Below are 11,621 nucleotides of genomic sequence, written 5' to 3' on the forward strand. Positions count from 1 at the left end.
AAAAGAAGTGGTGCTGATACCCAGAGTCGAACTGGGGACCTCACCCTTACCAAGGGTGCGCTCTACCAACTGAGCCATATCAGCACGTCTGGAGCGGGCAGCGGGAATCGAACCCGCATCATCAGCTTGGAAGGCTGAGGTAATAGCCATTATACGATGCCCGCATCCTGAAACTCGGCTACCCAGTTCTTTCTGTAATACTAAAGAGACTGCTCTCTTTAGTATTGAGCTGATTAGTTTACCCAACCAACTCCGGCTCCGCAAAGCGTCGCCAGAAAGTGGTGGTGGGGGAAGGATTCGAACCTTCGAAGTCGATGACGGCAGATTTACAGTCTGCTCCCTTTGGCCGCTCGGGAACCCCACCCAAATTGTTATGGTGCCGACTACCGGAATCGAACTGGTGACCTACTGATTACAAGTCAGTTGCTCTACCTACTGAGCTAAGTCGGCATCAAGTAGCGCGCATTCTAGGGAGAGGAGCGAGTTCATGCAACTAAAAATTTGCATAAAACGTTCTCTTGCTCACATTTTGTGCTCTCACGCGAAAAAACGGTGTAATTTCAAGCAGCGGAGTGCAAATATTCGCCAATAATTCGGCTCTTCAGGCGCTGTCCGATCATCTCCGGTTACCTCTATCGCATGCTGACCGCTGACGGAAAGGATTCAGGCCGCTAGCCTAGCCTGTTAGCAAAGGCCATGCTTTGCAAAGAATAAGAAACTTATTCTTCTCTTGTGATGCTGGCGCGAGAAAGCAGCATTCAATGAGTTTTTTTCTTATTATTCCCGGCAATCTGGTGTTACCCTCCTGCCCATTGTCCTGATTAACTCGTGTGAAGCATCACCGTTTCAAGGTATTCGGTGATAGTAAGAACATGCTTATGAGCCAAAAAGAGCAGACGTTAATGACACCGTACCTACAATTTAACCGCCACCAATGGGCTGCACTTCGTGATTCTGTCCCGATGACGTTAACCGAGGAAGAAATCACGCGGTTAAAAGGCATCAACGAAGATCTCTCTCTGGAAGAGGTTGCCGAGATCTATTTGCCGCTGTCGCGTTTGCTCAACTTCTATATCAGTTCTAACCTGCGTCGCCAGGCTGTTCTCGAACAATTTCTTGGCACCAATGGTCAGCGAATTCCCTATATTATCAGTATCGCTGGCAGCGTTGCGGTAGGAAAAAGCACCACCGCCCGCGTTCTGCAAGCTTTGCTTAGTCGTTGGCCGGAGCATCGCCATGTCGAACTCATTACCACCGACGGTTTTTTGCACCCTAACTCGGTTTTAAAAGAACGTGGGTTAATGAAGAAAAAAGGCTTTCCGCAGTCCTATGATATGCATCGCCTGGTGAAGTTTGTCTCCGATCTCAAATCAGGGGTACCGCAGGCAACCGCGCCGGTTTATTCCCATCTGATTTATGATGTTATTCCCAACGGTGACAAAACCGTCGCGCAACCGGATATTTTAATTCTTGAAGGGCTGAATGTTCTGCAAAGTGGAATGGATTATCCGCACGATCCCCATCATGTATTCGTTTCCGATTTTGTCGACTTTTCTATTTATGTCGATGCCCCGGAAGAATTATTGAAAAGCTGGTATATCAACCGCTTTCTTAAATTCCGGGAAGGGGCGTTTACCGATCCGGATTCCTATTTCCATAATTACGCTAAGCTCTCGAAGGAAGAAGCGGTAGATATTGCCACTTCGCTATGGAATGAAATCAACCTAATGAATCTTAAAGAAAATATCCTTCCAACTCGCGAGCGCGCCAGCCTGATCATGACTAAGAGCGCCAATCACTCAGTGAATCAGGTACGCTTACGTAAATAAAATAAGGGAGCCGAAGCTCCCTTTTTTATTCTGCACTGCGCAATGATATTTCACCACCCACCCAGGCTTTTATTACACCATCCTGCTCCAGCAATAGTGCGCCCTGGGCGTCAATGCCACGCGAAATGCCGTAAATTTCTTTATCACCGATAATCAGTTTCACCGGGCGATGAATAAAGTTATCCAGTTTTTCCCAGCGCGGTAGATAGGGAGCCAATCCTTCCTGCTCGAACAGCTCCAGTCCCAGGCGCAGCTCTTTAATCAGGCGCGCGGCGAGGAGGTTACGGTCGATGACCACCCCCGCTTCCTGAAGGCTGATCCATCCCTGATTGACGACATCAGACTCCACGCGACGCATCACAAGGTTGATACCCGCGCCGCTGACGATTTGTGCGGCATCGCCCGTTTTCCCCGTCAGTTCCACGAGGATCCCTGACAGCTTACGATCCTGCAGGTAAATATCGTTTGGCCATTTCACGCGAACCTGTTCGGCCCCGAGCTGCTGCAGAACTTCAGCGATCACAATACCGATTACCAGGCTTAGACCAATAGCCGCTGCCGGGCCCTGCTCCAGACGCCAGTACATCGAGAGATAGAGATTCGCGCCAAAGGGCGAAAACCATTTTCTGCCTCGCCGGCCTCGCCCTGCTTGCTGATATTCAGCCACACAGGCATCTCCGGACGTCAGCTCATCAAGCCTGTCCAGCAAATACTGGTTAGTAGAGTCGATGACGGGAAGGACCGTCACTCGGCCATGGTCTATCTCTTGAGAAATCTTTTTCTCATCTAATAGATGAATAGGCTCCGGCAGGCTGTAACCCTTGCCCGGCACAGTAAACACATCGACGCCCCAGTCACGTAAGGTCTGGATGTGCTTATTAATCGCCGCCCGGCTCATGCCTAACTGCTCACCAAGCTGTTCGCCAGAGTGAAACTCGCCATCAGCAAGGATAGAAATTAGCGTTAAAGGGATAGTATGGTCTTTCACGCAATGCTCTCCTCTGCGTTGACTTCACCATGCGTGCCAATGAAGCGCACCTCGGGCTGAAGCCATACATCGAATTTCGCACCCACCCGCTGGCGAACATAATGAGCAAGTTTCACCACATCCTCGCTGGTCGCTCGATCTTCATTAATCAGTACCAGCGCCTGCTGCCGATGGACGGCAGCGCCGCCGATGCGTTGTCCTTTGAGCTCACATTGATCGATTAGCCAGCCAGCGGCCAGCTTGACGCTGCCATTTGCCTGCGGATAGTGCGGTGCATGAGGGAACTGCGCCAGCAGCGCTTCCGCAACCTGAGCGCTGACGATCGGGTTCTTAAAAAAGCTGCCGGCATTACCGTTAATCTTTGGATCCGGCAATTTAGTCATTCGCATATGACAGACCGCATCAAATACCTGCTGCGGCGTGACGGTCTGCGGATCGAGACGCGTTAAATCACCGTAACTCAGTACAGGCTGCCATGTTTTCGCTAACGATAAGCCAATCGCAACGATGGCATAGCGGTCCTGATATTCATGTTTGAAGATACTGTCGCGATAGCCAAAACGGCATTCCGCGGCTGAAAGACGTTGCTTACGCCCGGTTTCCAGCTCAATGCAGTCAACATATTCGCAAACCCGCTGTAGCTCAACGCCGTAGGCGCCAATATTCTGGATCGGCGAAGATCCTGCGCAGCCAGGGATTAACGCCAGATTTTCCAGACCTGGCATCGCATGCTGTAGCGTGAACTGCACCAGTTGATGCCAGTTTTCGCCGGCGCCGACGTGCAAGCGCCAGGCTTCCGGCGTTTCGCTCACCTCGATCCCCATAATCCGGTTGAGGATCACCGTACCGGCATAGTCGTTCAGAAACAGGACATTACTGCCTTCCCCAAGGATCAGCGTGGGTTCGCCTGCCGCGGCAGCGGTTTGCCAGGCGCTTAGCAACTGTTGCTCAGTTTCGGCGCGTACTATCGTCTTGGCGAAGCGTTCAATGCCAAAGGTATTCCAGGGTTTGAGGGAGTGGTTCATAGTGGCTTCCTGATGCAAAATCGGCGTTAGTTTATCGTATCTGGCGGGGGAAGGCTTGTCTGATTACAGGGGCAATGATATTGCGGGGCGTTACCGGTGGTGATGTGGTGTACCGGTGCGGGCTACAGAACGCGACAGGCCCGTAGCCCCGGTAAGCGCAGCGCCACCGGGGGAGATATACCCCACACAGCAAAAAAACCCGCACCTTTCGGGACGGGGTTCTTTTTAAACGCAAAAACAAAAAGCCCGGTCTTTTGACCGGGCTTTCTGCTTTATTTGATGCCTGGCAGTTCCCTACTCTCACATGGGGAGACCCCACACTACCATCGGCGCTACGGCGTTTCACTTCTGAGTTCGGCATGGGGTCAGGTGGGACCACCGCGCTAGTGCCGCCAGGCAAATTCTGTTTTATCAACACGTCTCACCAACGTATCGATTAATCTGTATCAGAGCTGAAAATCTTCTCAATCCGCCAAAACATCTTCGGCGTTGTAAGGTTAAGCCTCACGGTTCATTAGTACCGGTTAGCTCAACGCATCGCTGCGCTTACACACCCGGCCTATCAACGTCGTCGTCTTCAACGTTCCTTCAGGAGACTTAAAGTCTCAGGGAGAACTCATCTCGGGGCAAGTTTCGTGCTTAGATGCTTTCAGCACTTATCTCTTCCGCATTTAGCTACCGGGCAGTGCCATTGGCATGACAACCCGAACACCAGTGATGCGTCCACTCCGGTCCTCTCGTACTAGGAGCAGCCCCCCTCAATTCTCCAGCGCCCACGGCAGATAGGGACCGAACTGTCTCACGACGTTCTAAACCCAGCTCGCGTACCACTTTAAATGGCGAACAGCCATACCCTTGGGACCTACTTCAGCCCCAGGATGTGATGAGCCGACATCGAGGTGCCAAACACCGCCGTCGATATGAACTCTTGGGCGGTATCAGCCTGTTATCCCCGGAGTACCTTTTATCCGTTGAGCGATGGCCCTTCCATTCAGAACCACCGGATCACTATGACCTGCTTTCGCACCTGCTCGCGCCGTCACGCTCGCAGTCAAGCTAGCTTATGCCATTGCACTAACCTCCTGATGTCCGACCAGGATTAGCTAACCTTCGTGCTCCTCCGTTACGCTTTGGGAGGAGACCGCCCCAGTCAAACTACCCACCAGACACTGTCCGCAACCCCGGTAAGGGGCCAACGTTAGAACATCAAACATTAAAGGGTGGTATTTCAAGGTTGGCTCCACGCAGACTGGCGTCCACGCTTCAAAGCCTCCCACCTATCCTACACATCAAGGCTCAATGTTCAGTGTCAAGCTATAGTAAAGGTTCACGGGGTCTTTCCGTCTTGCCGCGGGTACACTGCATCTTCACAGCGAGTTCAATTTCACTGAGTCTCGGGTGGAGACAGCCTGGCCATCATTACGCCATTCGTGCAGGTCGGAACTTACCCGACAAGGAATTTCGCTACCTTAGGACCGTTATAGTTACGGCCGCCGTTTACCGGGGCTTCGATCAAGAGCTTCTCCTTACGGATAACCCCATCAATTAACCTTCCGGCACCGGGCAGGCGTCACACCGTATACGTCCACTTTCGTGTTTGCACAGTGCTGTGTTTTTAATAAACAGTTGCAGCCAGCTGGTATCTTCGACTGGTCTCAGCTCCACCCGCAGGGGCTTCACCTACACACCAGCGTGCCTTCTCCCGAAGTTACGGCACCATTTTGCCTAGTTCCTTCACCCGAGTTCTCTCAAGCGCCTTGGTATTCTCTACCTGACCACCTGTGTCGGTTTGGGGTACGATTTGATGTTACCTGATGCTTAGAGGCTTTTCCTGGAAGCAGGGCATTTGTTACTTCAGCACCGTAGTGCCTCGTCATCACACCTCAGCCTTGATTATCCGGATTTGCCTGGATAATCAGCCTACATGCTTAAACCGGGACAACCGTCGCCCGGCTAACATAGCCTTCTCCGTCCCCCCTTCGCAGTAACACCAAGTACAGGAATATTAACCTGTTTCCCATCGACTACGCCTTTCGGCCTCGCCTTAGGGGTCGACTCACCCTGCCCCGATTAACGTTGGACAGGAACCCTTGGTCTTCCGGCGAGCGGGCTTTTCACCCGCTTTATCGTTACTTATGTCAGCATTCGCACTTCTGATACCTCCAGCATGCCTCACAGCACACCTTCGCAGGCTTACAGAACGCTCCCCTACCCAACAACACATAGTGTCGCTGCCGCAGCTTCGGTGCATGGTTTAGCCCCGTTACATCTTCCGCGCAGGCCGACTCGACCAGTGAGCTATTACGCTTTCTTTAAATGATGGCTGCTTCTAAGCCAACATCCTGGCTGTCTGTGCCTTCCCACATCGTTTCCCACTTAACCATGACTTTGGGACCTTAGCTGGCGGTCTGGGTTGTTTCCCTCTTCACGACGGACGTTAGCACCCGCCGTGTGTCTCCCGTGATAACATTCTTCGGTATTCGTAGTTTGCATCGGGTTGGTAAGTCGGGATGACCCCCTAGCCGAAACAGTGCTCTACCCCCGAAGATGAATTCACGAGGCGCTACCTAAATAGCTTTCGGGGAGAACCAGCTATCTCCCGGTTTGATTGGCCTTTCACCCCCAGCCACAAGTCATCCGCTAATTTTTCAACATTAGTCGGTTCGGTCCTCCAGTTAGTGTTACCCAACCTTCAACCTGCCCATGGCTAGATCACCGGGTTTCGGGTCTATACCCTGCAACTTAACGCCCAGTTAAGACTCGGTTTCCCTGCGGCTCCCCTATACGGTTAACCTTGCTACAGAATATAAGTCGCTGACCCATTATACAAAAGGTACGCAGTCACACCCGAAGGTGCTCCCACTGCTTGTACGTACACGGTTTCAGGTTCTTTTTCACTCCCCTCGCCGGGGTTCTTTTCGCCTTTCCCTCACGGTACTGGTTCACTATCGGTCAGTCAGGAGTATTTAGCCTTGGAGGATGGTCCCCCCATATTCAGACAGGATACCACGTGTCCCGCCCTACTCTTCGAGTTCACAACCTGTGCATTTTGGTGTACGGGACTATCACCCTGTACCGTCGGACTTTCCAGACCGTTCCACTAACACACAAGCTGATTCAGACTCTGGGCTGCTCCCCGTTCGCTCGCCGCTACTGGGGGAATCTCGGTTGATTTCTTTTCCTCGGGGTACTTAGATGTTTCAGTTCCCCCGGTTCGCCTCGTTAACCTATGTATTCAGTTAACGATAGTGCAACGAATTGCACTGGGTTTCCCCATTCGGACATCGCCGGTTATAACGGTTCATATCACCTTACCGACGCTTTTCGCAGATTAGCACGTCCTTCATCGCCTCTGACTGCCAGGGCATCCACCGTGTACGCTTAGTCGCTTAACCTCACAACCCGAAGATGTTTCGTAAAACATCATCGTGTCGCGAAAATTTGAGAGACTCGAACACACATTAACTGTGTGTCGTTTCAATTTTCAGCTTGATCCAGATTTTTAAAGAGCAAAACTTCGCAGTGCACCTTTTCAGGTTCACTCTGAAGTTTTCTTGTGTTCGCAGTAAAGATGGTGGAGCTATGCGGGATCGAACCGCAGACCTCCTGCGTGCAAAGCAGGCGCTCTCCCAGCTGAGCTATAGCCCCATCGTTTGCAACCTCTTCAAATTTGCTTCGCAAATTTGGTAGGCCTGAGTGGACTTGAACCACCGACCTCACCCTTATCAGGGGTGCGCTCTAACCACCTGAGCTACAAGCCTGTAGAGGTTTTTACTGCTGTTTTTCATCAGACAATCTGTGTGAGCACTGCAAAGGCAGGTTCTTTAAGGTAAGGAGGTGATCCAACCGCAGGTTCCCCTACGGTTACCTTGTTACGACTTCACCCCAGTCATGAATCACAAAGTGGTAAGCGCCCTCCCGAAGGTTAAGCTACCTACTTCTTTTGCAACCCACTCCCATGGTGTGACGGGCGGTGTGTACAAGGCCCGGGAACGTATTCACCGTAGCATTCTGATCTACGATTACTAGCGATTCCGACTTCATGGAGTCGAGTTGCAGACTCCAATCCGGACTACGACATACTTTATGAGGTCCGCTTGCTCTCGCGAGGTCGCTTCTCTTTGTATATGCCATTGTAGCACGTGTGTAGCCCTGGTCGTAAGGGCCATGATGACTTGACGTCATCCCCACCTTCCTCCAGTTTATCACTGGCAGTCTCCTTTGAGTTCCCGGCCTAACCGCTGGCAACAAAGGATAAGGGTTGCGCTCGTTGCGGGACTTAACCCAACATTTCACAACACGAGCTGACGACAGCCATGCAGCACCTGTCTCACAGTTCCCGAAGGCACCAATCCATCTCTGGAAAGTTCTGTGGATGTCAAGACCAGGTAAGGTTCTTCGCGTTGCATCGAATTAAACCACATGCTCCACCGCTTGTGCGGGCCCCCGTCAATTCATTTGAGTTTTAACCTTGCGGCCGTACTCCCCAGGCGGTCGATTTAACGCGTTAGCTCCGGAAGCCACGCCTCAAGGGCACAACCTCCAAATCGACATCGTTTACGGCGTGGACTACCAGGGTATCTAATCCTGTTTGCTCCCCACGCTTTCGCACCTGAGCGTCAGTCTTTGTCCAGGGGGCCGCCTTCGCCACCGGTATTCCTCCAGATCTCTACGCATTTCACCGCTACACCTGGAATTCTACCCCCCTCTACAAGACTCTAGCCTGCCAGTTTCGAATGCAGTTCCCAGGTTGAGCCCGGGGATTTCACATCCGACTTGACAGACCGCCTGCGTGCGCTTTACGCCCAGTAATTCCGATTAACGCTTGCACCCTCCGTATTACCGCGGCTGCTGGCACGGAGTTAGCCGGTGCTTCTTCTGCGGGTAACGTCAATCGCCAAGGTTATTAACCTTAACGCCTTCCTCCCCGCTGAAAGTGCTTTACAACCCGAAGGCCTTCTTCACACACGCGGCATGGCTGCATCAGGCTTGCGCCCATTGTGCAATATTCCCCACTGCTGCCTCCCGTAGGAGTCTGGACCGTGTCTCAGTTCCAGTGTGGCTGGTCATCCTCTCAGACCAGCTAGGGATCGTCGCCTAGGTGAGCCGTTACCCCACCTACTAGCTAATCCCATCTGGGCACATCTGATGGCATGAGGCCCGAAGGTCCCCCACTTTGGTCTTGCGACATTATGCGGTATTAGCTACCGTTTCCAGTAGTTATCCCCCTCCATCAGGCAGTTTCCCAGACATTACTCACCCGTCCGCCGCTCGTCACCCGAGAGCAAGCTCTCTGTGCTACCGCTCGACTTGCATGTGTTAGGCCTGCCGCCAGCGTTCAATCTGAGCCATGATCAAACTCTTCAATTTAAGTTTGATGCTCAAAGAATTAAACTTCGTAATGAATTACGTGTTCACTCTTGAGACTTGGTATTCATTTTTCGTCCGAGGACGTTAAGAATCCATGTCACTTTGAGTGCCCACACAGATTGTCTGATAAATTGTTAAAGAGCAGTGCCGCTTCGTTTTCGCTGCGGCGCGGGGTGTGCATATTACGCTTTCCCGCTGCAGAGTCAAGCATTTATTTTTGCTTTTCTCTGCGAGGTTCTCACCGGAACCCCGCTGACCCGGCGGCTTGTTTGCCGTTGTTCCGTGTCAGTGGAGGCGCATTATAGGGAGTAATTCTGAGGTGACAAGGGGAAATGCAAAAAAACTTTTCGTTCGCTCGATTTTCCATCACAACGCGAGTTTTACGCGCTATTTGCGCGCCATTTGTGCGATTTCCCGAGCAAACCGGGATACCTGTTGCCAGTCGGTATAGACCACTTCTTTGCGGGTATCCGTTTCACCCCCGGTCATTTTCATAATCAGGCGGATCATAAACCGATCGTACCAGCTGTAGCGCGGGTAGCGCAGCGCGCCGGCAAATACCGCGCAGCTCTGCGGCTGCCACGGCGAGTTCAGCAGAAACTTACGCGTATAGCTGTTGGTCTGCGGCGTGCGCTTCTCAGGTTTACGCGCCACCAGGTTAACCGAAAAGAATGCCCCCGGCAGCGCCTGCAATGCTGCCAGATGCTTTTTCACAAAGCGGTCCACCGCCGGATGAAAGTGCCCGTAGCGAATCGACGCGCCAATGACCACCCGATCGTAGTGATGCCATTCGACGACATCGGTACGGTTCAGGTTCAGGGTGTCCGCATCGATGCCCAGCTCTTTAAGCTCAGAGGCGAGAAACGAAGCGATTTCACGGGTCTGCCCGTCGCGGGTGGAGAAGAGAATTAAAGTTTTCACGAGCACTCCTGTTATTCGCGCCAGAAAGTGGGGGTAAAGAGCACCAGCAAGGTGAACACTTCCAGACGACCAAACAGCATATTAGCAATCAGGATCCATTTCGCGACCGGGTTCATGGTGGCAAAGTTATCCGCGACGACGCCGAGCCCAGGCCCGAGGTTGTTCAATGTCGCCACCACGGAGGCGAAAGCAGAGAAGTCATCCACCCCGGTGGCGATAATCGCCAGCATACTAATGATAAAGACCAGCGCATAGGCGGAGAAGAATCCCCATACCGCTTCCAGAATACGTTCCGGCAGCGCGCGGTTACCTAATTTAATGCTATACACCGCATTCGGGTGCACCAGCCGCTTCAGCTCACGGTTGCCCTGCTTGAACAGCAACAGGATACGGATCACTTTTAATCCACCGCCCGTGGAGCCAGCGCAGCCGCCGATAAATGCGGAGCACAGCAACAGCACCGGAAGGAACAGCGGCCAGCGTGCAATGCTATCGGTGGTGAACCCCGCGGTGGTCGCCATCGACACCACCTGGAAAAACGCCTGGTTCAGCGTCGTCAACACCGAGCCGTACACGTTATGAAGCCATAGCACCAGCGTACAGACGATGACCAGCGTCAACTGGACGCCAATGAACATCCTAAATTCGGGGTCGCGCCAGTACACCTTAAGGCTGCGTCCGCTCAACAACGAAAAATGCAGACCGTAATTACAGCCGGAGATCAGCAGGAAGATGGCAATGATGGAGTTGATCATCGGGCTGTTGAAATAGCCGACGCTGGCATCGTGAGTCGAGAAACCGCCGATGGCGATGGTGGCGAAACTGTGCCCGATCGCATCGAACGCCGGCATACCGGCAAACCAGAGCGCCAATGCGCAGGCGATCGTGAGTAACACATAGATGAGCCACAATGTCTTCGCCGTCTCGGCAATACGCGGACGCATCTTGTTATCCTTCAGCGGGCCGGGCATTTCCGCGCGGTAGAGCTGCATCCCCCCGACGCCGAGGATAGGCAGAATCGCTACCGCCAGCACAATGATCCCCATGCCGCCGAACCACTGCAGCATCTGGCGATAAAAGAGGATAGCGTGCGGAAGCGAGTCCAGCCCCACCAGAGTGGTCGCCCCGGTCGTCGTCAGGCCGGAAAATGACTCGAAGAAGGCATCCGTCACCGTCAGGTTCGGCTGTTCGGAGAAGATAAAGGGCAAGGCCCCCACGCTCCCCAGCACGGTCCAGAACAGCACCACGATCAGAAACCCTTCACGAGATTTCAGTTCGCCTTTTTGCTTACGATTCGGCCACCACAGCATGGAGCCGATCGCCAGAGCGACAAAGAAGGTTTGAGTGAAGGCCCGTCCCGCGCCATCGCGATATATCAGGGCCACTAATCCCGGGACGATCATCGTCCCCGAAAACAAGATGACCAGCAGTCCAACGATTCGGGTTATGGCGCGAAAATGCATCTCTGGCGCTTCCTTTGATAGGCAA

Annotated in this window: 5 protein-coding genes, 6 tRNA genes and 3 rRNA genes; 1 reads left to right on the top strand and 13 read right to left on the bottom strand. The window is 52.8% G+C overall.

All coding sequences use genetic code 11. The features are described 5' to 3' along the window. Window positions 1-8 precede the first annotated feature (8 nt). From KB890_RS13100 to KB890_RS13115, 4 genes are all read right to left on the bottom strand, one after another. Window positions 9-84, bottom strand: a tRNA-Thr gene (locus tag KB890_RS13100). Between the two features lie 5 nt (window positions 85-89). Next, window positions 90-164 (bottom strand) — tRNA-Gly (locus tag KB890_RS13105). A gap of 115 nt (window positions 165-279) precedes the next feature. After that, window positions 280-364: transfer RNA gene (locus KB890_RS13110), tRNA-Tyr, on the bottom strand. 10 nt (window positions 365-374) lie between these two features. Next, window positions 375-450: transfer RNA gene (locus KB890_RS13115), tRNA-Thr, on the bottom strand. A gap of 428 nt (window positions 451-878) precedes the next feature. Between KB890_RS13115 and coaA the strand changes: the two genes are divergently transcribed. Beyond that, window positions 879-1,829, top strand: coding sequence for a type I pantothenate kinase (gene coaA, locus KB890_RS13120; RefSeq protein ID WP_002883524.1), 951 nt, complete (start codon window positions 879-881; stop codon window positions 1,827-1,829). A gap of 25 nt (window positions 1,830-1,854) precedes the next feature. Here coaA and birA read toward each other — a convergent pair whose 3' ends face one another. The 9 genes from birA to trkH form a co-directional block, all read right to left on the bottom strand. Next, window positions 1,855-2,817, bottom strand: coding sequence for a bifunctional biotin--[acetyl-CoA-carboxylase] ligase/biotin operon repressor BirA (gene birA / locus KB890_RS13125; RefSeq protein ID WP_002883521.1), 963 nt, complete (start codon window positions 2,815-2,817; stop codon window positions 1,855-1,857). Then, on the bottom strand, window positions 2,814-3,842 hold the full coding sequence (gene murB / locus KB890_RS13130; RefSeq protein ID WP_002883510.1) for a UDP-N-acetylmuramate dehydrogenase: 1,029 nt from the start codon (window positions 3,840-3,842) through the stop codon (window positions 2,814-2,816). Before murB ends, birA begins: the two co-directional genes overlap by 4 nt. A 281-nt stretch (window positions 3,843-4,123) precedes the next feature. Further along, window positions 4,124-4,239 (bottom strand): 5S ribosomal RNA (rrf, locus tag KB890_RS13135). 96 nt (window positions 4,240-4,335) lie between these two features. Next, window positions 4,336-7,237 (bottom strand): 23S ribosomal RNA (locus KB890_RS13140). Window positions 7,238-7,414: 177 nt separating this feature from the next. After that, window positions 7,415-7,490: transfer RNA gene (locus tag KB890_RS13145), tRNA-Ala, on the bottom strand. Window positions 7,491-7,526: 36 nt separating this feature from the next. After that, window positions 7,527-7,603, bottom strand: a tRNA-Ile gene (locus KB890_RS13150). A 69-nt stretch (window positions 7,604-7,672) separates the two neighbouring features. Next, window positions 7,673-9,212, bottom strand: a 16S ribosomal RNA gene (locus KB890_RS13155). Together the 16S, 23S and 5S rRNA genes with 2 tRNA genes alongside form the textbook arrangement of a ribosomal RNA operon. 387 nt (window positions 9,213-9,599) lie before the next feature. After that, the gene (gene hemG / locus KB890_RS13160) at window positions 9,600-10,133 is read right to left on the bottom strand and encodes a menaquinone-dependent protoporphyrinogen IX dehydrogenase (protein ID WP_002883453.1); all 534 of its coding nucleotides are present in this window, start codon (window positions 10,131-10,133) and stop codon (window positions 9,600-9,602) included. A gap of 11 nt (window positions 10,134-10,144) precedes the next feature. Then, window positions 10,145-11,596: a Trk system potassium transporter TrkH gene (gene trkH, locus KB890_RS13165; RefSeq protein WP_002883450.1), complete on the bottom strand. Its 1,452-nt coding sequence runs from the start codon at window positions 11,594-11,596 to the stop codon at window positions 10,145-10,147. Between the last annotated feature and the right edge of the window lie 25 nt (window positions 11,597-11,621).

Origin of the sequence: Klebsiella sp. P1954 (assembly GCF_018199955.1) — a bacterium.
Taxonomy (GTDB): Bacteria; Pseudomonadota; Gammaproteobacteria; order Enterobacterales; family Enterobacteriaceae; genus Klebsiella; species Klebsiella pneumoniae.

Bases quoted from the DNA above. Each gene is read 5' to 3' on its own strand.
- murB (WP_002883510.1), bottom strand. From the start codon at position 3,842: ATGAACCACTCCCTCAAACCCTGGAATACCTTTGGCATTGAACGCTTC.
- coaA (WP_002883524.1), top strand. From the start codon at position 879: ATGAGCCAAAAAGAGCAGACGTTAATGACACCGTACCTACAATTTAAC.
- trkH (WP_002883450.1), bottom strand. From the start codon at position 11,596: ATGCATTTTCGCGCCATAACCCGAATCGTTGGACTGCTGGTCATCTTG.